We start from the raw sequence: 1,187 nt of genomic DNA on the forward strand, positions 1-1,187 counted from the left end.
GGCGCCCCCCCCCCCCCCGCCGTGGAGCCGGAGCCCGCCCCCGCGGACTGACTTTCCGCTGCGCGCCACGGCCCTGACCCGGCGATCCGGTCGGCCGGGTCAGGACCGCGGTGCGTGCGGGTCCGCGGCCCGTGGGTATCAGCCGCGGCCGCGGGTCAGTCCGTGATCGCGAGCGCGTCGATCTCCACGAGCATCTCCTCGCGGGGCAGCCCCGTGAACACCGTGGTCCGGCTCGGGAGCACGCCGCCCGGGCAGTGCTGGGTCACGAACTCGCCGTAGGCCTCGTTCATGATCGCGAAGTCCTCGCGCTTGGTCAGGTACACGCGCAGCATGACGACGTCGTCGAACGTCGCGCCTGCGGCCTCGACGATCGCCCGGACGTTCTCCAGCGTGCGGGTGGTCTGGGCGGCGACGTCGCCCTCGTGGACGTACTGGTTCGTCGCCGGGTCCATGGGGCCCTGCCCCGAGACCTGCACGAACGGCCCCTTGCGCACGCCCTGGTGGAAGGTGTGCGCGGGCGCCGGGGCGTCCGGGGTCGAGATGGCGGTCTTCGCGGTCATCGTTTCTCCTTGCGGTTCTGTCAGAGGTCGGTCGGAAGGTCTGCGGGTGCTGCGCGCGGCGTCGCAGCGCCGCCGCCGGCGGCGGTCAGAAGCTCAGCGTGACCTGCTCGGCGACCTCGTCGCCGCGGGTCACCAGGGCCGTGCGGTACTTGTCGAGCGTGGTGCACGGGTGCGAGATGCCGAACCCGACCACGTCGCCGGGACGGAGCGCGCCGTCCGCCGGGCCCTCCGTCGCGCCGTCCAGCGACAGGTAGGCGTGCTGGTCGTTGAGCGCGGTCACAACGACGCCGCTCAGCTCGCGGGCCTCCCCCGGCCGGCCGTCGGCGTCGGCCGGGCGCACGACGAGCGGCGTCGGGAGGTCGATGTCGAACGAGACGTCGCGCCGGCCCATACCGCAGATGACCAGCCCGGGCTCCGGTGCGGACAGCACCGACGCCCAGACCGTGATCGCGGGGCGCAGCGGCTCCGCGCCCAGCCGGGTCCACGGATCGGTGCGCAGGTAGTGGCCGTGGTCGTGGGTCACGTAGGCGCCGGAGCGCAGCACGACGCGGGTCGGCAGAGCCGCGGGGACGCCGTCGTCCGCGGCGGCCTGGAGCGGCTCGCCCAGGCGCCGGGTCACGACGTCGG

The 1,187-nt window shown here is 74.6% G+C and carries 2 protein-coding genes; both read right to left on the reverse strand.

From position 1 onward, the window contains the following. Positions 1-155: 155 nt before the first annotated feature. A complete protein-coding gene (locus PROKR_RS17720) occupies positions 156-560 on the reverse strand; it encodes a RidA family protein (protein WP_036965243.1) in 405 nt (134 codons plus the stop codon). A gap of 85 nt (positions 561-645) precedes the next feature. Further along, the coding region (locus PROKR_RS17725; RefSeq protein WP_483823647.1) for a type III PLP-dependent enzyme domain-containing protein at positions 646-1,187 on the reverse strand (542 nt) is incomplete at its 5' end.

The sequence above is a fragment of the Promicromonospora kroppenstedtii DSM 19349 genome, from assembly GCF_000515355.1.
In the GTDB taxonomy this organism is placed as follows: domain Bacteria; phylum Actinomycetota; class Actinomycetes; order Actinomycetales; family Cellulomonadaceae; genus Promicromonospora; species Promicromonospora kroppenstedtii.